We start from the raw sequence: 22986 nt of genomic DNA on the forward strand, positions 1-22986 counted from the left end.
GAGCACATCGTTTTGAGGTTAATCTTTTAGGCGTTTTGCTAGCTTCCTTTAATAACACATTGTTTTAACCGAAGAACGTCGTCAATCCCAAGGGCCCGAGAAATCAAAAAAACAGTTGTAGGAAAGAACAAATAGTACTGCCAAACCTAAACGCAGTGGTTTTGTGTTCATAAACGCTAATTTAAAGCTTTAAATAAGTATTGAACACAAACCCCAAAGGGCTCAATCAGCCCAAAGAAAACACAAACAAAAACTGATTAAACGAAGTGCCGCTGTTTTTTTGATGTGTGTAGGATTGTGTAAAAGGCCCATTGCTGGATTGACAGAGCGTTTTGGGTAATTGGCGCCCAAAATGCGCCAGCATTCTTGAGCACAAATAAAAACAATGTGATTTGCGAAAAACTACCATGCCCCCGCGGCAAACAGCGGAAAAGTCAATGTTAGTGTAATTATTTTTTTCGAAATAAATGTCTTTTGGTAGCTGGAAAGATGCTGATCCCGAACATTCGGGACAGCATGACGATTGCCTTAGGAATGTGTGTTAAAACAACTTTAGAATTAACAAAAGATGTGTCCATACGGTAGGATGTTAAGTCGAAAGAGAAATCTTTGAACTATGCTTATTGGATTGTTCAAAGATTTCTCCTCCGAAGGAGTTCCTTTGGAATACTGCGGTCGAAACAACAATCGATTTTTTTTAACTCAAAATTTCATCAATCAGTTTTACTTCAGTATCACTAAATTTTATATTATCTAAAGCTTTAATTGAATCTGTAATCTGCTCTGGTTTACTGGCACCTATTAGAACAGTCGTAATTCTATCGTCTTTCAGTATCCACGATAAAGCCATATGTGCTAATTTTTGCCCACGCGATTTGGCAACATCATTTAATTTGGCAATCACGGCTAATTTCTCCGGCGTAATATTGCTTTCTTTCAGGAAAATACCACTGGTGGCTACTCTCGAATCGGCAGGAATACCGTGTAAATATTTATCGGTAAGTAAACCTTGCGCCAATGGCGAAAATGGAATACAACCCACACCATTTTGTTCCAAAACATCAAGTAAACCATCCTCCACCCAACGTTCGAACATCGAATATTTAGGCTGGTGGATTAAACATGGAGTGCCGTTATCTTTTAAAATTTTGATTGCTTTTTTGGCTTCATCTGCTTTATAATTGGAAATACCAACATACAAAGCTTTTCCCTGTTGAACCAAGAGACTTAAGGCACTCATGGTTTCTTCAAGTGGAGTTTCAGGATCTGGACGGTGGTGGTAAAAAATATCAACATAGTCCAGTTTCATGCGTTTTAAACTCTGGTCTAAACTAGAAACCAGGTATTTTTTCGAACCCCAGTCGCCATAAGGACCATCCCACATGGTATATCCAGCTTTGCTTGAAATAATCATTTCATCACGATAGCCCCTAAAATCTTCATGGAGGATTTTTCCGAAAACTTCTTCAGCCGAACCTGGGGGCGGACCATAATTATTTGCTAAATCGAAGTGGGTAATTCCGTTGTTAAAAGCAGTGTAGATTAGGTTTTTGCTGTTTTCAAAAACGTTTACATGTCCGAAATTATGCCATAAACCCAACGATATTGCAGGCAATTTTATGCCACTGTTTCCACAACGGCGATATAGCATTTTGTCGTAACGATCTGTTGAAATGATTTGATTCATATTTGGGATTTGATTGCCGCAATAATAATCAGTTTTACTGGATTTTAATTGACATTAGATTAATATTATGTTCAAATAAGTAAAAACGCTGAATTTCAATTAAGCTGTATGATAATCGTCACGCTAAACCTGTTTCAGTATCTTGTACTTAGTTCATCTTTTTAAAATGATCCCGAAATAAATTCATTAATACAGTAAAAATAAATCATAGATTTTTAATCTTTCTACATTTCGTTATCACCACTTCTACAAATCGTATCATTACAGGTGTTTAGCGTAAATTATTATTTAATATATGCATTTCAATTCTTCTAAATCGTTTTATTTGTAAAGTTAAGTGATATACTTATATTTAAAAACTTAATTAAAAATCTAAACCAAATATCCCATTTTATGAAATTACAATCATTAACGAGCCTCGGTGTACTAGCTGTAATTGGCTTTACGTCTTGTCAGTCCGGATCCAAAAAAACTTCATCAACGGATAGTTTAAAAGGCGACTCAATAACCGTTGTAAAACTTGTTGCCGATTCTTTTAAAAAGGAAATTGATAGTAAACAAACAGCGTTATATACCTTAAAGAATAAGAATAATGCAGAGGCTATTTTTACCAATTACGGTGGTCGCCTGGTTAGCTTATTGGTACCAAATAAAGAAGGTAAGTTAGTTGATGTGGTAGTGGGTTTTAAAAGTGTTAACGATTACGAAAAATCAACCGAGCCCTATTTTGGTGCAACTATTGGCCGATATGGCAACCGCATAGCAAAGGGTAAATTTACACTTGAAGGTAAAACCTATTCGCTGTTTACCAATAACGGACAGAATACCCTTCATGGCGGCAAAAAAGGCTATCAATATGTAGTTTGGGATGCCACTCAGCAAAACGCTAATACCTTAGTGCTTCATTACTTATCAAAAGATGGCGATGAAAATTTTCCAGGCAATTTAGATGTTAAAGTAACTTATACCTTAACGGATGATAATGAACTAAAAATGGATTATGAGGCTAAAACTGATAAAACCACTATCGTAAATTTAACAAACCACGCATTCTTTAATTTAAATGGTGATGGAAGCGGTGAGATTTTGAACCACGAGGTACAGATTTATGCAGATGAGTACACGCCCGTTGATTCTACCTTGATCCCGACAGGGAAAATTGAAAAGGTTAAGGGAACGCCGTTTGATTTTACCAAAGCAACTACCATTGGTGCCCGTATAAACGATAAAAACGAACAGTTAACTTTCGGGAAAGGTTATGATCATAACTACGTGCTAAATAAAACCAAAGCGATGGGCATGTTCCACGCGGCTACAGTTAAAGGAGATAAGTCGGGTATAGTGATGGATATTTACACGCAGGAGCCAGGCTTACAATTTTATAGCGGCAACTTTATGCAAAGTAAAAATACTTTTAAAACTGGTGCTAAAGATGATTTTAGAACAGCAATTGCATTAGAAACGCAGCATTTTCCAGATTCACCAAATCAACCCACTTTTCCATCAACGGTTTTAAAACCCGGGCAAGTGTATAAAACAAGCTCGGTATATAAATTTACCAAATAATCGTATTGGTAAACGCTATATCCTGGCAATGATAAAATAAAAACGGTCTGTAGAAATGCAGGCCGTTTTTATTTAGAAAAGTTCTTGTAAAACGGGATCTGTATAATCTTCTATAAAAGCAATAATGTTGTTGTAAGCTGCAAATTCTTCTTTAGTATGCATGGTTGTTAACACAACACATCTCATTCCGGCATTCTGTGCTGCTTCAACACCTTTTGGTGCATCTTCAAAAACGATGCACTGGCTGGCTTCAACACCTAAAATTTCAGCCCCTTTAGTAAAGGTTTCCGGATCGGGTTTACTATTTACCACATCTTCGGCACTTACTATGGCTTTAAAATAGGAACGGATATTTAAATTGTCGAGTACAAAATTAATATTAAAGGGAATAGCAGCAGAGCCAATTGCCATTTGAATGCCTGATTGTTTTGCTTTTTCTAAAAAATTGTCTAAACCTGCTATCAATATTAAATGTTTTTTATAAGCAGCTTGATATCTATGCTCTTTTTCGATAGAAATCTGATCAATCTGTTCCTGAGAGAAATGACCAATACCAAAAACACGTTCTAACAGATCTTGGTTTTTACCATACATCTGTTTTTTAACCGCATCGAAGCTAATACTTGCTCCTAAATCTTTTGTAAGTATATTATGCCAGGCATGATTGTGGAAAGCCATATCGTTAATCATGGTTCCATTAAGATCGAAAAGAAAAGCTTTGGGTTTATTATTCGTCATGGCGGCAAAATTATCAGATTTTTTTATGATTAAGTTAAAATATAATTATCAAAGCGAAAATTTAACTAATAATTTATTCCTCAAAGTGGTGCCGGAAACGGATAATGTGAAAAATAAATTTTCCACACCTGTAATTTTTTGGTTGTCACACACGTTTCCATATTTGGAAATCCGGTATTCAAGCAATAGCTTGCATAGTTTTAAAACCCCAGATAAATATTATGACTGCTGCCCATCATGAAAGTGATCCTCTTATTAAGTATTTAAATGAGCTGCAGCCATTAAGAAAAGAAATAATTGAGCGGGTAAAAACCGAAACATTCAAAATCTTTGTGCGTAAGAATGAGGTTTTACCTAACCTTAGTGATGTCGGTAGCGATTGTTTATTTTTTATTGTTAAAGGCTTAGTGCGGGCTTTTGTAATGGATGAAGGAAAAGATATTACCGCCTGGTTAACAGACGAAAATCACCTTGTTGGTAGTATTCGAAATCCGGGAACGCTTATCCCCACTTATCAGGAACAATATCAGGCACTGGAAGATTCAGAACTGCTTATACTCCCATATCGTTTTATTGACGACATATACGCACAGTTTCCTGAAACCAACATTTTGGCTAGAAAATTATTGGCCATACATTACCACATGTCGCAAGAGCGATCTATTTTATCACGAATCCCTTCAGCAGAAATCAGGTACAAACAGTTTAAAATCGGGTATCCTAACATAAAGTCTAGGGTTCCTCTAAAATTTTTGGCCAGCTACCTGGGGATGCGAATCGAAACTTTAAGCAGGATCAGAAAGAAAGAAAAGAATTAACTTGCTTTCTTTTTGAAGTAAAAATAGCATAGCGGGAAAAGGCAAATTAAGCCTAACAGAAAACCACCAACTGTATCGGTAAACCAATGTGCACCCAGATAAATTCGGGATGGGGCAATGGCGATCATCAAAAATGCTGATAAATAAGTTACTATATTTCTAGTTAACTTCGGTACGTCTTTCAATGTATTCATCAAAATAATTAAGAAGCCAAAAAAGAGGGTATAAGAAAGTACATGCCCGCTGGGATAGCTCTGAAACCGATTTACTTCCACCAGTCGTACATAAAATGCAGTAGGGCGTGGGCGGTTAATCACATTTTTTATACCCAGGATAATTAATCCAGACAATAGTACCATTGAAACGAATAGGCCTTCGCGTTTATACTTTTGTTGATAAAATATGATTGCTACCACTACCACCGAAAGTAACGAATAAGGGAGCTCTCCAAAAAAACTGATGGCCAACATCAATTTATCTAACCAATCTGCATGATATTGCTGCATAAACAACGAAGTTTTAATATCAAAATCAAGTATGGGATGTTGTGCAATAAAAAAACTTAAACAAGTAAATGCAGCAATCAATGAAATGAGTATAAAAATTAGCGTATTTCGTTTTAAAAGCATAGGTATAGGTTGATTAAAACCAAAACTATGGATTTTATGCCAATAGATGCAAAAAGTTTCAGCTTTTTAGAAATGGATGCGATTTGAGGATCAAAACCTGTGAAAGTCTAAATTTAAGTATAAGAAAAACTACAAGACCGAAAATATTCATCAAGGAAATAAAACGATTCATCAAGGAAATACGCCTATCTGTATAATCCGTTATGATATGTTAAAATGATTTTTAATCTTCGAATCAGATAATAAGGATATCTATGCTTACGAGGTTGGCAGGATTAATTTCCTGCCAACTGAAGGAGCACTCCATTCGACAATTTATTCAAAAATTATACGTTTTGTATTAACGCTCCAGCCGAAGCCCCCTCCTTTATTAAATGAGGAGGTGCTTAGGTTGATCAATATCGCCCCTTTCTGTCACCAATTTTTTAAACAATTTATACCTGTTCTTGGTTTTCTTTGGTATGGAGCCTAAACCATATAAAGATGAGGATATTAAAGTCCCCCGCTTTGAAGAAAGTGCTGGTTTTTACACCACAGCACAACGGAGTAAGAACATGTCTAAAATTAGGGCAAAAAATAGCCTGCCCGAGTTGAAATTACGCAAGGCACTTTGGGGCAAACAAGTTAGGTTCAGAATCCATCCTAAAAATTTCCCTGGCAAACCCGATCTGGTTATCAATAAGTACAGGCTCGCCATATTTGTAGATGGCGATTTTTGGCATGGTTACAAATGGGATGAAAAGAAATCAGCCTTAAAAACAAATTCGGGTTTTTGGATACCGAAGATTGAACGAAATATCCAACGCGACAAAGATGTTAACCAACAGCTTCATGCTCAAGGTTATACCGTAATGCGGTTTTGGGAACACGAGGTAAAAGAAAGTTTAACTGCCTGTGTTAATCAGGTTTTACTCTATATTGAGGCGGCTAAAGCGGCAATAATACCGCAGTTAGATGATTAGGCTGTTTATTTTACGGTAATCTGCTTCGGATCGGTAACTAAAATCTGTTTTTTGCCTTTATAATCAGATATAATTCCCGTAACGCAGATTTTATTCCCCATAAACATACTCGAAGGTTCTGAAGGGAATTTACTCTGATCTTCTTTATTGATGACCACGGTGATTAGCTCCTTTGGGTAGGCACTGCCTAAGTTAATTAAGGTTAATTTATCTAAAGCTTTTGCACTATAAACCGAGTCGCAAATAGTTACATTTTTACCTACATATTGGGCGGCATCTTTGGCTAACACTAAAGTTTGGCTCTTTGCGTAAAATGCCGGAGCAATAAGCAAAAGAAGGAGAGATAACTTTTTCATAGATGGGATGATTTAAATGAAAATTTAATAACGCCAAAAGCATTAGTTTAGCGTTTCAAAGGTAAGGTGAATTTGACAGAAATCAATAATTAAAACCAAACAAGCACAAATATTACATGAATTAGATTTTATGTTAACATGAAAATTTTCTAAATTGTAAGGTAAATATTGCTAGCCAAATATTTTCTTCGCGTTTATATGAAAGTAGATTACATTGCGTTATCTGTACCCGTTTTTTTTATTCTGATCGGAATAGAATTGGCCTATAATTTTTATAAAAAACTAAATTATTATCGGCTTAATGATAGTATTGCCAATTTAAGTCAGGGTATAGGGCAGCAGCTCACCGGGATTTTTATGAAAACCGCATTGTTTTTTGGTTACAAATATATTTTTGAACACTGGCGTTTATTTGAATTACCCAAAACAATATGGGTGTGGATACTGCTATTTATAGGCGTCGATTTTTTCTATTATTGGTTTCATCGGATGAGCCACGAAGTAAATGCTTTATGGGCAGCACATATTGTACATCACCAATCAGAAGAATATAATTTAACAGTAGCTTTACGGCAAAGCTGGTTTCAGGGCTGGTTTAGCTGGGTGTTTTACCTGCCATTGGCATTTGTTGGTTTTGATCCAATCATGTTCTTAACACTAAGTTCTTTCAATACTTTGTATCAGTTTTGGATTCATACCAGAGCCATTAAAAGCATGGGTTTTTTAGAGTATATTTTAAATACACCATCACATCATCGGGTACACCACGGCTCTAATCCAAAATATATCGATAAAAACCACGCAGGTACATTGATTATCTGGGACCGTTTTTTTGGTACTTTTCAGAAAGAAGAAGAAGAGGTTTATTATGGTATCACCAAACCTTTGGCCAGCTGGAATCCCATTTGGGCAAACCTTCATTATTGGGATGATCTGGTTAAAACGGCAAAGCAATCACCTAAATTCAGTGATAAAATTAAAGTTTTTCTTAAACCTCCTGGCTGGTTTCCAGCACATCTGGGTGGATTTCAAAATGCGCCTGAAATAAATGTTGAAACCTATAAAAAATATAATCCAGCATATCAATCAAAGTTAACGGCTTACGTCCTGATTCAGTTTTTAGTTGCTTTAACTGCAGGTTCTGCAATATTGTTTTCTTATCATAAAATGGAAACCGTCGCTTTAGTGTCAGGAGCTATTTTTACCATATTCACATTAATTACGTGTGGTGCATTACTAGAACAAAAGGCATGGCAAATTAGGTTTGAGTATTTTAGACTGCTGTTTGGTATTTTGTTGGTTTTATTTTTGAAATTTCCGGTCGGATACCAGGTAATTTTTATGGCTATCCAGTTAATATCCGTAATTTGGTTTTTTAATTTGCAAAAGGCAAATCCCAACCCTGATGAAGACTAAGCTATTTTCATTTATATTTTTCCTCGTATTTGTAATTCAGCTATATGCCGAATATGCCAATAATATTGAGCTCCGAAATTTCTCTAAGCCATTAATTGTGGTGGTACTTCTGGTATGGCTTTATATCAGCACAAACTTGAAAGGGCGTTTCCATAAGAGAATTTTCATCGGATTAATTTTTGCTTGGGCTGGTGATATTTTACTAATGTTTCAAAGCGGTAAACCAATTTTTTTTATATACGGGTTAATCGCCTTTGTAGTCTGCCATATTTTTTACATTAGGGCATTTACACTTGATCATAGATCAAATCCTAACCACAAAACGCCTTATTTTTTGTGGGCTGTTGGCGCATTTGCCATTTTTTGCTCGGGTTTGTTTTTCTACCTGCAGCCAAAACTAGGAGCAATGCAGTTCCCCGTTTTAATGTATGCCATTATTATCACGGTTATGGCTATTATGGCTGTTAACCGATATGGGAAAGTGAATATTTTCAGCTTTAAACTCATTCTGTATGGCGCATTGTTTTTCTTACTGTCAGACAGTGTGTTGGCCGTGAATAAATTCGCTCAGCCCATTCCACAAAGCGGGGCTTTAATTATGGCAACCTACATGATTGCACAGTATCTGATTGTTTATGGAACAATTTCGCGGCAGCTAGTGGTTACAAGAACTGAAGTATAACAGATTTACGTAAGCCATTTAATTTTAGAAAAGCAGGTTTCTTTGGTAATCGGTTGCAGCAGTCCAGCTCTCGTTCCAATCTTTTTAATGCTGCACTAAAAAGGTAAGTTACTGGAGATTAAAAAGCGTTACCACTTGATCAGGTTTTATGGAACTTTACACAGTTGAAACAAGCAAAATATAAAACGGTGTTAGTGTTTGAGCGTCTAAACCTTCAACCTTATTACCCTCTACTTTCCACCTTTCTTTTCTTTGTCTAAAACCGTAAAAGTTTGCACCAGCCTTTCTCCATTTTCATCAACCAGGGTTAAGGTGTGTTTACCAGGCGGCGGACTGATGGCCAATTGATGAAAATTAGTAGTAGTGCTTACATATTCATTATCAATATGCCAATATATTTTAGAACTCGAATTTCTGTGCGCTGCATTAATCACAATTTTGCCTCTTGTTCCATTTAGTTCCAAGGGAATGTAAACTATTGCATTGTTTTTGGGGTAAATTACCTCCATTACACTATTCCCGCCAGAAAGGTCGCAGCCATCTTTAAAAGGAGGGAGGGATTTATAGTCGCTATTCTTTATTTTGTAATAATACTCCATTGCTGGCGGTAAAATAAACCAGCTTTTGTGTTGCATATGGGTTATGCTTTCGCATTGGTCGGTAACCCTAAAAGTGCCTGTTCTATCCAAATGAACCAATTTATGGAAAGGACAAACGGCAGTTTTCTCTCCTGCAACCGGCACTAATTCTTCTGTCACATTTGTACAGTATTCTCCCGCTTTATAACCGCTCTGCTTGCATATTTTTATCTTTTTAAGTTTGGTAGCTGGTGTTTCGAACCATTTTCCATTAGGCAGTAACCTAAAAATATCAAAAAGAACGGGAGCAGCTGCTTCAATCCCCACCAGACCAGGTCTTCCTTCTCCATCGGCATTGCCCACCCAAACACAAACTACATAATTTGGCGTTAAGCCAACGGCCCAGGCATCGCGAAAACCAAAACTCGTTCCTGTTTTCCAGGCAACTCTTTGCGATGAAGAAAATTGTTCCCATAAACCTTCATCACCTGGTCGCATTACCTCTTCCATTGCATTAAAAGTAGCCCAAATCGAGCCGTGGTCTAAAAAGGAAGTACGTTGATAATCTTTTTCATCTTTATTTTCGCTATTGAAATAGCTAGCAGGTTTATAATCTTCAGGGTTATACAAACCTTTATAAGTATTGAAATGGTTCAATGTGCGCACCATGCCCATGTAGGTGTTGGCCAGATCCCACATTGTAACTTCGCTACCGCCTAAAATTAACGACAAACCATAATGATCTGCCGGCTGGTTAAGTGTTCCTATTCCCAGTTTTTTTAGTTTATCGTAGAAACGTTCATATTTGTATTGCTGCAGCATTTTTACTGCAGGGATGTTTAAGGAGCGGCTCAGCGCTTTATCGGCAGCAATGGCACCATCATAGCCCAAGTCATAATTTTGAGGCGAATAACCCGCTATTTGAGTTGGAATATCGGGAACTAACGTATGCGGCAATATAAAGCCATCATTCATCATACTCGCATAAAGCAAAGGTTTTAAGGTGCTGCCAGGACTTCGTGGCGCTTTAATCATATCCACGTGGCTTTGCAGGCCGGCATTTTCTGGCTGATAGATATTACCCACATAACTTACTACTTGACCAGTTCTGGCATCGAGTACCAAGGCCGAAATATTGTTGATATCGTTTGACCGGTAACGGTTATTGTACCGTTTTAATATGGCATTAACCTTTAGTTGGATATTTTCATCCAGCGTAGAAGTAATTCTGGTTGAGGGGATTTCAAGACTTGCTCGTTCTGTTTTAAAACGGTTCAACAGATGCGGCGCATTCTGGGGCAAAGGCATAGGTTTGCCCGGAACGGGTTCTAGCTTAGCTAAATTAGCAGTTGCCTGATCGATGTATTTTAGTTTAGCCAGCTTATCTAATAAATCGTTTCTTTTTTTAATTAATCTTGTCGAGTTTTTACCCGGATGAACCAAAGAAGGACTATTGGGCAATACAGCCAATGTTGCCATTTCGCCCCATGAGAGGGTTTTGGCATTGCGACCATAATAGCGCCAACTTGCCGCTTCTAAGCCCACAACATTACTGCCAAATGGTGCATTTGCCGCATAGAGGCTTATAATTTCCTCTTTTGAATATTTTATTTCTAAACGTAAAGCTAAAATCACTTCCAATAATTTCTGCCAAAGCGTTCGGTCTTGTTTTCGCGATAAACGGATTACCTGCATGCTTAATGTACTACCGCCACTAACCACACTTTTAGCTTTCCAATTCTGACGCATAGCCCTGCTCATGGCTAAAAAATCAATGCCAAAGTGATTATAGAACCGCTTATCCTCGAAAGCAATAATGCAATCCTTAAATTTTACGGGAACACTATCTGCGACAGGGAATCGCCATTGTCCATCGCTGGCAATTGCTGCGCTTAATAAATTGCCATTGCTGGCCTCAATTACAAACGATGTAGGTGTTTTAAACAGTTTAGAGGGTAACGAAAAAAGAAAAGCCAAAAGCAGGGCAAAACAGATGAAGTCGGAAATGAAGAATGCTTTTGGGATTTTATTCATTTAATTTTTAACGCTGGTTTTATCGCCTCGTTAAGGCGTTTATTATTTTTTATTTTCGAAGGTCGTAGCACGACGCTATAACTAGATACGAGCGCTACAAACAGGATTATGCGCTTTATAAATTTATTTATAAAGCGCCTTATTTAATATGGCTTCAAAAACGGGCTGAAAATGGATTAAAACTTTATCGTTTATAAGTTTGTAGTTTTCTTTATCAAAAACCACATCATCGAATTTTTGATTTTTGTAGCCAGGCTCCAGGAGTACTTTAAAATCATTACTTCCTTTTAAATACCTGATGATCGAAAAATTATAGAACAACATCGGTCGTTTATCATACATGCTCAATGTTGCAATGCCAAAATCGTGATCGAAACCAAAAAACATTTGCATAGGATCTGCTAAGGTGTAGGCATTTTTTGTTCTGATAATTATAATCTGATCCAGGTTATTTTTAATACAGAAATCTTCAGCATAGGCAACCATTTTTTTATATTTATATCGCTGAGAAAAATACTCAAGCTCTTTAAAGTCAAAATTTTCTAATTCCTTATTTTCAACATTTTTTTTATTTAAATAAGTAGTCAAATAAGTTAACAGATTAAAATTTAAGTCGTTTTCGGCAAGTACTTTTGGTTTAAACGCTCCTTTAAGGTAAACATATCCCATCTGGTAGTTACTGTCGGATACAATTGCGGTTTTTTGTGCAATTGAACATAAAGGAATAAAAAAAACAAGAATTGTAAATATAATTTTCATTCGGGTTGATTTCTGTTTTGTATATTCTTCGATTGGTCGTAGCGAGACGCTACGACCAATATTTTGTTTTGCTGTTGCCATGGTTCGTGTCTCCACGAACCACTTATGTGTTTATAAAAATTCTAATCTTAAATCATTTAGAAACGAATAATTAGTTTTGTTCTTTTCGTAAAAGGAAGCTGATGAGTACAAATAATCTTCTGGTTCTGTTGCTAATTGCCAATGCTCCGTACAGGGGTTATTATGCAAATAATCCAGTTTTTGATATGCAACTTCTGGAGTGTATAAATGTATTGCTAAAGGATCTCTTTGCCAAAATTCATAATTTTTATTAATGGAATTTGTATGATAATTGCTGAGCTCATTTGGACTTAATAGTTTTTTGAACTCATGTGCTGAGTATTTTAAAAATGAGCCTTGTGCTGTTTCTTTCCCATTTAATTCATTGATTCTCCATATGGTATGAATATGATTAGGCATAATTACAAACGCGAAAACATCAATCTTGTTTAATCTACTTAGGTATTCAAATGAATTCAATATAATATCCTTAAATTCATTTCTATACAATAATTTTTGCCATTTGTTTATCGTTGCTGTCCAAAAGTAAATTTGTCCGATTTCAATGTAATTCTTTCTTCTGGCTTCAAATAATTTATCCATTGTCATTAAATTTCGGTTTATGGAGATACAAATGTGGACTGGCTGTATTTTTTCAAGTTTCGGTTCGTGGAGACACGAACCGAGGCTTTGAAATAAACTTTATGCCATGGTTCGTGTCTCCACGAACCATTAGCAATTTACACCAATCCCTTACTTCACAACCTGCACCCATTTGCCAGCTTCAGTTGCCGAAATATCATTATTGTACATCGCTTCACATTGAACGGCTGATAAGTAATATTTGCCCAGATAAGATGCGTTAAGCAATACCTTGTAAACTAAACTTTCACCTTCCCTTACATTAAAATAGGTGAAAACACGGTCATCTCTGATATCCTGATAAGTAAAAGGAGATGAGGCTAAAATACTTTGATTATCGTTCACGCGGGTATTGATAATTTCCCAACCTGAAGGGAAAATCTGTGTTAGCGCCATTTGTTCATAATAACCCATTCGCCCAGGATTTTTTACGGTTACCTCCGCATAAAAATCTGTTCCCTGTTTTAAGGTGGTTGGATCTAAAACTTTACCGTTTAAACGTTTGTAAGCCACGCTCATATCCAATACCTCTGGTCGGTTTGGTAAAAAATTGTTCTGACCAGCAATTGGCTGTCCTTCTAAAACCAAACGGACAAATAATACATTATTGCCGTTATTGGTAACAGAAGCCGTATTTCCTTTAAAGCTTACAGGCGTACTGTTGATGTATTGATTTGAATTTACGGGTGCTGATTTTCCATCCAATACATACTGATATTGCAGTTTATTTGCCGATTGGTTTGAACCACAGAATTTGGCAATAGCCAACAAACTATAAGCGGTCGTTTGTGTGCTGTACCAGGTGTTTTCGCCAAGTTTAGCAGCTAAAGGTTGTAGTAAACTCGCCGCTTTTGCTTTCTGCCCGAGTAGGGTAAGAGTTTCTAAAATCATGGCTTCATCGCGTACATCAGAGCCATAGGTTCCACCCAATTGTTTGTAAGCCTGAATGGATGTATCTAAACCTCTGATCATATTTTGAGCAACATCATTTTGTCCGGCCAGTTTATAAGCAGCTGCCAATCGCCATTTTGCAGCAACTGATAAATATTCGAAAGCTTTTAAACGGTTCATTGCTGCCATTTCAGGTTTTTTAGCTAATGCAAGCATATACAAACGATAGGCCTGAGACAAATCTCCACCGTAAAAATTATTGCTGTTTGGTGCCCAATTTGCCGCTTTTGATTTTTGAAAACGCAACAGTTCATCTAAAAGACCAACAGGAAGGGTGTAACCTGCATTTTGTGCTTCAACCAGGAAGTGTCCGGCATAATTGCTTCCCCATTCATCAGAAGTACCTTCGCCAGGCCAGTACGACAAACCGCCATCTGTAGTTTGGAAACCTTTTAGCCTATTTATCCCAGCCTTAATGTTTTTCTCTGTTGTGGCTTTTTGTTGTTCATTTAACGGACTCAATCTATCCAAAAAGAGTTGAGGAAATATACCCGAAGTAGTTTGCTCAATACAGCCATGTGGATATTGGATGAGGTAACTCAATCTTTTACCGAGGTTAATCGCAGGAATAGAAGAGACCTCGAGTGAACCTGAATTTGTACCCGTCATACCGATTGGCAAATAGTTTACAGCCCATTTAGTATGCGGCTGAACCGTTGCAGACACCACATTGGTTACATATGGGTTTGGATTTCTAATATCCATTTCTACATCGTAAACTGTTTTTTCAGCTCCACTTTGTGCAATTACTTTTACTTTGGCAATACCTACTGTGTTGGGTGCTTTCACTTCGAAATAGGTCATTTGCTCACCTGTTTGTTTGTAGTAAAGCTGCTGTTTGTTACTACCTTGAACAATTAAATTATTTGCCTGGAGTTGCACTGATACATTTTTAAGATTGTTTTCTGTAGCAAAAACGGTTACCGGTAAGGTGAAACTTTCTCCCGGACCGATAACCCTTGGCAAAGTAGCCAAAACCATTAGCGGCTTTTTAACCTGAACTGATTTTTCGGTAAAACCATATGCAGCATCCTGTCCGGCAACTACCATAGCCCTTACCGCACCAATATATTGAGGTAATTTAAATTTGTGTGTTTTACTTTCGCCTTTGCCAATGGTAAATGGCCCCATAAATTTAACCACCGCTTTAAAACGGTTAGCTTTTGCTGGATTTAAGTTCTTGTTGATGCTACCATCACCACCAATGCTTAAGATGCGTTCTAAATTTCCTCCCCAAGCCCCTAAAACATAGTCGAATAAATCCCATGTTTTTACACCTAAACCTTCGCGGGCATAAAATGCCCCATGTGGATCAGGTGTTTTAAAACGTGTTAAATCTAATAAACCTTCATCTACGAGGGCAATGGTATAAGTCATTGCTTTGCCGTTCTGCTCACCAACAGTAATGGTGTTTTCGGTTTCAGGCTTGATTTTATCCAACATTTTTATGGTTGGTTTTAGGATGGTTTGCGGATCTTCAACCGAAAGTGGAATAGCACCATACATTCTAATTGGTAAATCGTTAACCGTTTGTGCATGCGGTTGTAATAAAGTAATATTGGCAAAAACATTAGGCGCCATCTCTTTCTCAGCTTTGAACTTAAATTGCGTTTGTCCGGCTTTGGTATCTACCCAGAAGGTTTTTAATACCCGGCTTCCATTCTCAATAGAAATTAATGCCCTTCCATTTTTACCTGTTGGGATAGTTAAGGTAATATCCTCTCCAACGGTAAATTTTTCTTTATTAGCAGTGAAAGATAACATAGACGCCTCAGTTGGATTGCTGCCCTGTTCGCGCTGTGCCCAGCCTGGCCAATCTACATAAACAGATTTTCCGGTAACGTGCCCACCATTTACATCGCGTACCAAAATCAAATAACGGCCCCATTCTGGTTCATCAACGCGTAAATTCCAGCTTCCTTTTCCGTTGAACAAGTTTACCTGATGGCTTTCTACCAGTTTATTATACTGGTTTTGGGTAAAGTTGGCGTAGGTATATTGATCATCCTGTTCCCACCACCAACGCCATTGTGTTTTATATAATTCTACCTGAACGGTTTTGGTTCCGCTTAACAGTTTTCCATCGGTATTTACATTTACAATTTCGATTTTATGCGCTTTACCAGTAACCAGCATGCCACTCAAACGGTCGCCTTTTTCTGGTCGGATACCCAAATAACTGCTATATACATGATAAGGTATACTAAAATTATCGATGCTGAAATTACCTCCTGGCTCGAAAACTTTGGTCGTAAAGTTGGCTCTTAACACGCCAGGAGCAGTATTATTCTCATTGAGGTTGGTGTTAATCTGAGCTGTACCGTTCTGGTTTAAAGTGCCTTCGAAAATGGTTTTAACCTGCGATTCGAAGTTAACCGTTGGGTTATCGAAACTAAAACCTTCAAAGCCTTTAAATTTAGTTTCAGTAGTGTTTAAGTTTACATCAACCTTCGCTTTTAAGTTTTGTGCAACGGCACCGAATAGCCATTTGGCCGATAGGGTAGCGGCTGAGGTTCCCGAACTTAAATATGTTCTATTACCAACGTTGAAATCAATTTTCAAACGGTTTGGCATTACGGTTTCGATTTTTAGGGTTTTGGTAAATGTAGCGCCACCTGCTTTAACTTTCGCCATCCAGTTACCGGTAGGTGCTGTACTTTCAGTAGCGGTTTTAAAGGTGTAGAATCCATTTAAAGGTTTGCCATTGATCAATCTTTTGTAAAGCTGACCTTTTGGATTATAGAATTCCATGGTTACCGGATAATTGGCAGGCAGTTTTTTTAGTTTATCTTCCAGCACGAAAGAAACAAATAAACTGTCGCCTGGCCGCCAAACACCACGCTCGCCATAAATAAAGCCTTTTAAGCCACTTTGAACTACATCGCCGCCTACATCGAAGCGGCTTAACGGAAGCGAGCTTCCATCGTCTAATTTAAGGTAGCCGCGTTCTGAGCCATTTTTAGCGATCAATAAGAAAGGCTGACGTTTCAGGTCAAAACTTGCAAAACCATCACCATCAGTTTTAGTAGTGAATATGATCTGTTTCTGGTAATCCATCAACTCCAGGTTTACACCACTTAATGGTTTTGCCGTCAATAAGTCTGTTGCAACAATAAGCATACTGTTGTCGTTACCACGTTTGGCCACCAAGCCAATATTTGAAGCAATTAAGTTTCTGCTGGCCCAGCGCTGGTTGGTATAAAAAGATGGTGTACATGGATTGTCTTTATCATTCCACCTGTAATTTGGCGGGTAATAATTATTGTAGCGCTGCCAAAAATCATCGTCTTCATCAATTTTTTCACCATAACCTTCGTAATCTCCATACTCGGCTTCTTCATCACTACCGTCAGCTTTTTCTTCCCCGGTTTTACAATTGTAGGCATTGTATTCCTGTCTGAAAGCAATGGTAACGCGATACATTGCACCTGGCTCGGTACGGATCATTTTATCAAGATCAAGCGTGAAACGGTTCTTTTTATGGAGGTTAAGTGCCTTGTCTTCATCTAATCGTACCGTTTTTTGCAAAATAGGTTTCGCCACTCTACGCAACTCGTTACCATCTTTATAACTATTAGTTTGAAAAAACTGTGGTATGTTGTTTTCGTAAATTTTGATCACCGTAACATCAACAGCCTTTAAATTAATCGCTTCGAAAGGTAAAACCAACTTTCCGGAGTTAGGTAAGATCGTACCCGCACCTGCAATGGTAACCGATGGTAATTTATCCTCGAAAACTAGATTGGCTACTTTACCGTTTGGAAGTGTTTTCGCATTGATGTTTTCTACTCCTGCATTCACACTTAAAGTATAATTGCCTTTAAGTTCTTCGGCAGCATAAACTTTAACCTGACTGGCATCAATGGTATACCTTAAGTCGCTCAGGTTACCGAGCGTAATCATACCTGTTAAATCCTGCCCAACACCAATGGGTTCAGAAAACTGCACCAGTGCATAATCTTCTTCGCCCTGAATGGCCTTCATATCCAGTATTTCGAACTTATTTATGGCCGGAACACGGATTTCTACTTCTCCTTTTTGTTCTGCGTCAATGGCATCGCCATCCCAGTCTATTTTTAAAGTTTGATCGTTTCCAGTCTTTTTTATACTATCGATAGTGAATTTTGAAGTATTTTTTGCCGGATCGTGCTGCCATTTGATTTTTAACTTTTGGTCAAAATCTAAAGAAATCGTTTTCTCTATTTTGCTGGTTTCTTCCACATCTGCAGTAGCCACTTCGCCGGTTAATTTCATGTAATCCATTGCAGTATTGTTCTGCGAAACCAATCCGTTTTGAGAAAGCATCATCCCTGGGGTAATTACTTTAAACTCAAAGTCGAAATCTTCAAGGCCTTTTTCTGTGGCAGAAACTTCCGAAAGTTTGAATGTAGCTTCGTAGTTTTTGCCGGGTTTGAGGTTTTCATCAGGTCTAAATTCAACCGTTTGTGGATCTATCCAATAGGTTTTGCCCGAGATAGAAGGGGAGAAGTCGAAAAGTTCGCGTGAATCTGCTTTGCCCAAATCCTGCATACCTGTTGCCGCATTGGCTAAATGAACTCTGATAAAACTCTTTTTGGAAATGGTTCCAGAAGTATAGGCTTCGATATATTTTGCATAAGCCTGATTTTCTTCATGATTTTTTTTCTTTCTGTTGAAATAGATAAATACAATTGCCGCTATAGAAACAGCAAGCAATCCGATGAAGATAAATTTCTTTTTAGAGGAAGATTGGTAGGTAGATGGTTGTTCCATGGTTGAAGTTCGTTAAGATAAATGGAAATATAATGGTGCGGTAAAAGCAATAGATGTGCCGCAATTTGTCCTTTGCAACCGAAACCCTATAAATCATCCGAAAATTAACTAAAATTCACGTTAAAATAAATTATGTTGAAAATTAACGCTTAGGGTTTGTTCCTTTGCATGGTTTTGGATAAGTTTACAACATTAACCCCAATACAACCAGATATGATAAAGAAACTCTTGATTTTTTCGAGCCTGTTAATTTCGACCAGTTTTTGTTTTGCCCAAAAAACAGAAGTAGAGGATGCCGTAAGCAAATTAACCAAACTGATGGTTACACCGGATAGTTTGTCGCTTGATAAAATAATTTTGAATAACCTGAGCTATGGGCATTCGAGTGGAAAGATTCAAACCAAGCAGGAATTTATGCATTCGTTACTTTCTGGAGAATCTGATTTTGTGGATATTAATTTAACTGATCAGACTGTTATTATTCAGAACAAAACAGCTTTGGTTCGTCATACACTAAACGCCAAAACAAATGATAAAAATATTCCTGGAAATGTGAAATTGTATATTCTTTTAATCTGGAGTAAAGAAAAGTCGGGCTGGAAATTAATTGGAAGACAAGCGGTTAAGGTGCCTTAGTTGAGTCCCTGGTCTTGAGTCCTAAGTCGGTAGTCAAAGACGCTAGACTGAGGACTTAAGACTCATGACTACTTTATCATCACCCCAGGCCTGTTTACCAGCGGAATCTTGATCATATTGGAATCGATGATGCTTTCGGGCAAGAAAATGAATTTTTTGTCGTAAATGGTGCTGCCAATGTAATAGCTTAACCAATATTCATTAGTTAAGCCGAAAACTTCAGGATCTATAGCTTCCACTCCTGCAAAAGAATTTGCTTCCATGTCGCCTACAAAGTGCCTTAAAACAGAAGTTTTTACTTGCTTTCCGTCTTTTTCACCATAACCTTTAGAGCTGATTAAAACATTGGTTATCGGTTCGTTTTTTAAATTAACGAGATAAACCGTCCAGCTTTTTACTTCAGGTGTTTCGCCCATCAATACAACGGCCATTGCGATATCTTCAACTGTATTTTCTGGTAAATCTGCTTTCAATTTTTGAAATTATTGAATAAATGAATTATTGACTAAGCGGGCTTCATCTCGAGCCGCTAAATTCTTTAATTAACCGTCACATTGATCCTGTTGATACAATATGTATGTCCTTCGACAGGCTCAGGATGACAATATGGATTTTTGGGTTGCCAAATTTTATCTTGGCAATCCAAAAATCCTAGCTTATTTTTTCTTTGCTACAGCCTTTTTAGCTGGGGCTTTTTTCTTTGCAGGTGCTTTTTTCTTCGTTTCGAAAGCATTAGGCACCTGCTCTACAATCATTTTCTTAACCACTTCCAGATCAATATCAACCAATTCTTCTGGTGTATATTTTTGTTTGGTAGACTCGTTATTCCTTAATTTAAGCATCAACTTGCCAAAACGGATAAACGGTCCCCAACGTCCGTTTTCGATAGAAATTTTTTCAGCATCCCATGTTTTAATGTATCTGTTGGCCTCTTTTTCTACTTTTTTGCCGATTAAGGTATTAATATCTTCTTGTGTTAAATTGTCGAAATCGTATCCCTTTGCTGGAATATTGATGAAGAGATCGTTCCATTTAATAAACGGACCAAAGCGGCCTTTGCCTTTTGTTACGCCTAAACCTTCGTAATAGGCAATAGGTGCATCATCGTCCATTTTCTGTCGGATAATTTCAACTGCTCTTTCATAAGTAACCGATAAAGGCTCCTCGTTTTTAGGAAGGGAAATAAAACTTTCGCCCCATTTAACGTATGGACCAAAACGGCCAACACCAATCATTACTTCTTTGCCTTCAAAATCAGGGAGTTGGAAAGGGAGTTTAAACAGCTCCAGCGCATCATCTAAAGTAATGGTTGCAACAGATTGCGTGCGCATCAAACTGGCATACCGGGGTTTTTCCTCTTCATCAAGCTCTCCAATTTGAACCAATGGCCCAAATTTACCAACCTTGGTATATACATTTTTACCAGTAGCGGGGTCTAAGCCCAATAAGCGCTCGCCAGTGGCCCGTTCTGCCGTTTCAAGCGTTGTTTCTACTTCGGTATGAAATGGATTATAGAACGAGTGCAGCATTTTAGTCCACTCTTGTAAACCTTGCGCAATTTCATCAAATTCTTTCTCCACCTTTGCAGTGAAGTTAAAGTCGACGATACCTTTAAAATGTTCTACCAGGAAATCGTTTACTACCTCACCAATATCGGTAGGGAAGAGTTTTGATTTCTCAGCACCTGTAATTTCCGATTTTATATCTTTTTTTACCTGTCCATCAGCTAAAATGATAGAAGTAAACTTGCGTTGTTTGCCATCTCTATCTTCTTTAACCACATAACCACGGTTTTGTACTGTAGAAATGGTTGGTGCATAAGTAGACGGGCGGCCAATGCCCAGTTCTTCTAGTTTTTTAACCAAACTGGCCTCTGTATATCTTGCTGGCGGACGCGAATAACGCTCTGTTGCCTGCATTTCTTTTAAAAATAGTTCCTGTCCCTTGCTTAATGGAGGTAAAATTGCACCACCTTCTTTTTCTTCGTTTTCTTCATCATCAGTAGATTCCAGATAAACTTTTAAGAAACCGTCAAATTTTAAGACCTCACCTTCAGCAACTAAGTGTTCTTTTCGGGTTGAGGCGGTGATCTGAGCAGTTGTTTTTTCGAATAATGCTTCACTCATTTGTGAAGCGATAGAACGTTTCCAGATTAAATCGTACAAACGTTTTTCTGAAATGTCGCCATCTACACTATGTCTGTCGAAATAAGTAGGGCGGATAGCCTCGTGAGCTTCCTGGGCACCGGCCGATTTTGTTTTATAAACGCGGTGTTGGTGGTATTTATCGCCGTAAGCAGATTTAATCTCGGCGGCAGCGGCATTTAATGCCGTTTCTGATAAGTTTACAGAGTCTGTTCTCATGTAGGTAATCTTACCTGCTTCGTACAGCCTTTGTGCAACCTGCATGGTTCTGGCTACCGAAAATCCTAATTTTCTGGAAGCTTCTTGTTGTAAAGTTGAAGTGGTGAATGGGGCTGCAGGATTACGTTTTGCCGGCCTTGTTTCTAAACTGGTAATATCGAACCTGGCATTTACACAGTCTTGAAGGAATTTTTCAGCATCAGCCTCATTTTCGAAGCGCTGTGGCAATTCTGCTTTTACAATTTCTTTTCCTTTGCCGGTAGAGAATTGAGCAGTAATTTTATAGGCAGCAGCTGCATTAAAGTTTAAAACTTCTCTTTCTCTATCTACAATTAAACGTACAGCAACTGATTGTACACGACCTGCAGATAATGATGGTTTTACCTTTTTCCATAAAACAGGAGAAAGTTCGAAACCCACCAAACGATCTAATACACGGCGTGCCTGTTGTGCATTTACCAGATTATAATCAATTCCTCGCGGACTATCGATAGCTTTTAAAATTGCTGGTTTGGTAATTTCATGAAAAACGATGCGTTTTGTTTTCTCCACTTTTAGGCCTAAAGTTTCGAATAAGTGCCAGGAAATAGCTTCCCCCTCACGGTCCTCATCGGACGCTAACCATACCATTTCGGCTTCTTTAGCTAGTTTTTTTAACTCGGCGACAATGTTTTTCTTGTCGGCGGGTACTTCGTATGTCTGCGCAAAATTATTTTTGATATCAATGGCCATATCACCTTTAACTAAATCGCGGATGTGGCCGTAGCTAGATTTTACAAGAAAATCTTTGCCTAGGTAGCCTTCTATAGTTTTAGCTTTTGCGGGTGACTCGACGATTAATAAATTTTTGGCCATGAAATACGTTTTTGTGCAAATAAAGCTATAATTAAAGCATAAATCAAAACATGAATAGAATTAAATACAATTTTTTTATTAATTGCAAAGGAAATATGTTGGTTTATAGGTTGATTTTAATGTGGTTTTAATATTTTTTGTTTTTGAAAAGCAATTCCTTTGCTATTAGGCTAGGGTTGGTCCCGCCCCCGTTTCTGCCGATGAAAAATCGGCATCTCACTTCGGTCGGGTTTAGGTGGCATGGCTAATGCTGCTATTTAGGTTTTAATAGCGCTGTGTCAGACTGAAGGTACAAAAGAACAACTGACTTTGTTAATTAAACCTGATAGAGCGGAATAGCCCGGATCCCGATTCTTCATCGGGAGAGGACTATAAGCGATAGCGGGGCCGTAAACCGCCAAGAACCACTGCCCTCAATTTCCTAATCAAAAAAGACGCTTATACCTGCTTCCATTTTCAAATCATGCTCACTGTTTGTTTTATTAACTAGTTATCTTACCTA

Annotated in this window: 16 protein-coding genes; 6 read left to right on the forward strand and 10 right to left on the reverse strand. The window is 37.8% G+C overall.

Features of this window, described 5'->3' with window-relative positions; all coding sequences use genetic code 11:
* Positions 1–697: 697 nt before the first annotated feature.
* Positions 698–1687 (reverse strand): L-glyceraldehyde 3-phosphate reductase, encoded by a 990-nt coding sequence (gene mgrA, locus ASU31_RS21515; RefSeq protein WP_057934322.1) that lies wholly within the window; start codon positions 1685–1687, stop codon positions 698–700.
* A 393-nt stretch (positions 1688–2080) separates the two neighbouring features.
* Here mgrA and ASU31_RS21520 point away from each other — a divergent pair, with 393 nt between their 5' ends.
* Entirely contained in the window at positions 2081–3253 is a 1173-nt protein-coding gene (locus tag ASU31_RS21520; protein ID WP_057934323.1) for an aldose epimerase family protein, read from the forward strand.
* Between the two features lie 72 nt (positions 3254–3325).
* Here the strand turns inward: ASU31_RS21520 and ASU31_RS21525 are convergent, their stop codons facing one another.
* Positions 3326–3991 (reverse strand): HAD family hydrolase, encoded by a 666-nt coding sequence (locus ASU31_RS21525; protein ID WP_057934324.1) that lies wholly within the window; start codon positions 3989–3991, stop codon positions 3326–3328.
* Between the two features lie 221 nt (positions 3992–4212).
* On the opposite strand from ASU31_RS21525, the gene ASU31_RS21535 reads away from it, so the two are divergent.
* A complete protein-coding gene (locus tag ASU31_RS21535) occupies positions 4213–4809 on the forward strand; it encodes a Crp/Fnr family transcriptional regulator (RefSeq protein WP_057934326.1) in 597 nt (198 codons plus the stop codon).
* Here ASU31_RS21535 and ASU31_RS21540 read toward each other — a convergent pair.
* Positions 4806–5438 (reverse strand): phosphatase PAP2 family protein, encoded by a 633-nt coding sequence (locus ASU31_RS21540; RefSeq protein WP_057934327.1) that lies wholly within the window; start codon positions 5436–5438, stop codon positions 4806–4808. The two genes, ASU31_RS21535 and ASU31_RS21540, sit on opposite strands and share 4 nt — an antisense overlap.
* Positions 5439–5899: 461 nt before the next feature.
* Between ASU31_RS21540 and ASU31_RS21545 the strand changes: the two genes are divergently transcribed.
* Positions 5900–6400, forward strand: a complete 501-nt coding sequence (locus tag ASU31_RS21545) for a very short patch repair endonuclease (RefSeq protein WP_057934328.1) — start codon at positions 5900–5902, stop codon at positions 6398–6400.
* A 5-nt stretch (positions 6401–6405) separates the two neighbouring features.
* On the opposite strand, the gene ASU31_RS21550 is transcribed toward ASU31_RS21545, so the two are convergent.
* Positions 6406–6756 (reverse strand): hypothetical protein, encoded by a 351-nt coding sequence (locus tag ASU31_RS21550; RefSeq protein WP_057934329.1) that lies wholly within the window; start codon positions 6754–6756, stop codon positions 6406–6408.
* Positions 6757–6954: 198 nt separating this feature from the next.
* Here ASU31_RS21550 and ASU31_RS21555 point away from each other — a divergent pair, with 198 nt between their 5' ends.
* Both ASU31_RS21555 and ASU31_RS21560 read left to right on the forward strand, forming a co-directional pair.
* Positions 6955–8172, forward strand: coding sequence for a sterol desaturase family protein (locus ASU31_RS21555; protein ID WP_057934330.1), 1218 nt, complete (start codon positions 6955–6957; stop codon positions 8170–8172).
* Complete coding sequence (locus tag ASU31_RS21560) at positions 8162–8854, forward strand: lysoplasmalogenase (protein WP_057934331.1); 693 nt, start codon at positions 8162–8164, stop codon at positions 8852–8854. Before ASU31_RS21555 ends, ASU31_RS21560 begins: the two co-directional genes overlap by 11 nt.
* Before the next feature lie 230 nt (positions 8855–9084).
* Here ASU31_RS21560 and pbpC read toward each other — a convergent pair whose 3' ends face one another.
* From pbpC to ASU31_RS21580, 4 genes are all read right to left on the reverse strand, one after another.
* On the reverse strand, positions 9085–11466 hold the full coding sequence (gene pbpC / locus ASU31_RS21565) for a penicillin-binding protein 1C (protein ID WP_057934332.1): 2382 nt from the start codon (positions 11464–11466) through the stop codon (positions 9085–9087).
* Positions 11467–11589: 123 nt separating this feature from the next.
* Positions 11590–12225 carry a hypothetical protein gene (locus ASU31_RS21570; protein ID WP_157258181.1) on the reverse strand — a complete coding sequence of 212 codons (636 nt, stop codon included), beginning with the start codon at positions 12223–12225 and terminating at the stop codon, positions 11590–11592.
* 111 nt (positions 12226–12336) lie between these two features.
* Complete coding sequence (locus ASU31_RS27955; RefSeq protein ID WP_245224583.1) at positions 12337–12888, reverse strand: transposase; 552 nt, start codon at positions 12886–12888, stop codon at positions 12337–12339.
* Between the two features lie 150 nt (positions 12889–13038).
* Complete coding sequence (locus ASU31_RS21580) at positions 13039–18630, reverse strand: alpha-2-macroglobulin family protein (protein WP_057934334.1); 5592 nt, start codon at positions 18628–18630, stop codon at positions 13039–13041.
* Between the two features lie 213 nt (positions 18631–18843).
* On the opposite strand from ASU31_RS21580, the gene ASU31_RS21585 reads away from it, so the two are divergent.
* Entirely contained in the window at positions 18844–19266 is a 423-nt protein-coding gene (locus ASU31_RS21585) for a nuclear transport factor 2 family protein (RefSeq protein WP_057934362.1), read from the forward strand.
* Positions 19267–19334: 68 nt separating this feature from the next.
* Here ASU31_RS21585 and ASU31_RS21590 read toward each other — a convergent pair whose 3' ends face one another.
* Positions 19335–19739, reverse strand: a complete 405-nt coding sequence (locus ASU31_RS21590) for a hypothetical protein (protein WP_029274671.1) — start codon at positions 19737–19739, stop codon at positions 19335–19337.
* Between the two features lie 183 nt (positions 19740–19922).
* The gene (gene topA / locus ASU31_RS21595) at positions 19923–22484 is read right to left on the reverse strand and encodes a type I DNA topoisomerase (RefSeq protein ID WP_057934335.1); all 2562 of its coding nucleotides are present in this window, start codon (positions 22482–22484) and stop codon (positions 19923–19925) included.
* Between the last annotated feature and the right edge of the window lie 502 nt (positions 22485–22986).

Source organism: Pedobacter ginsenosidimutans (assembly GCF_001442625.1).
Taxonomy (GTDB): Bacteria; Bacteroidota; Bacteroidia; order Sphingobacteriales; family Sphingobacteriaceae; genus Pedobacter; species Pedobacter ginsenosidimutans.